General features: G+C 40.2%; 1 protein-coding gene. It reads left to right on the top strand.

Annotated elements, in window-relative coordinates:
* Nucleotides 1-151 precede the first annotated feature (151 nt).
* A partial coding sequence (locus BCT81_RS05405) for an RbsD/FucU domain-containing protein (RefSeq protein ID WP_277869798.1) occupies nucleotides 152-291 on the top strand: 140 nt, incomplete at its 3' end.

Below are 291 nucleotides of genomic sequence, written 5' to 3'. Positions count from 1 at the left end.
ATCGAAACGTTTCGATGATCATTATCACACTCTAAGAAGGTGAAAGGTGCAAATGATAAATCACACACTATTATCACTATCGAAACGTTTCGATGGCTTTTCTTGAGTTGTTCCTCATCCCATCAAACGTGTTTTTTCGATAGGTCGTGATATGAAAAAAAGTACTCTTATAAACTCTGAACTCTCCTACTTAGTGGCGACTCTTGGCCACACAGACGAAATTACGATTTGTGATGCAGGGCTGCCGATTCCAGATCATGTTTCTCGTATAGACCTAGCTTTAACTCACGG

The organism is Vibrio sp. 10N.261.52.A1 (assembly GCF_002876325.1).
Taxonomy (GTDB): domain Bacteria; phylum Pseudomonadota; class Gammaproteobacteria; order Enterobacterales; family Vibrionaceae; genus Vibrio; species Vibrio chagasii.
This window is presented reverse-complemented; position numbering and strand designations above follow the sequence as displayed.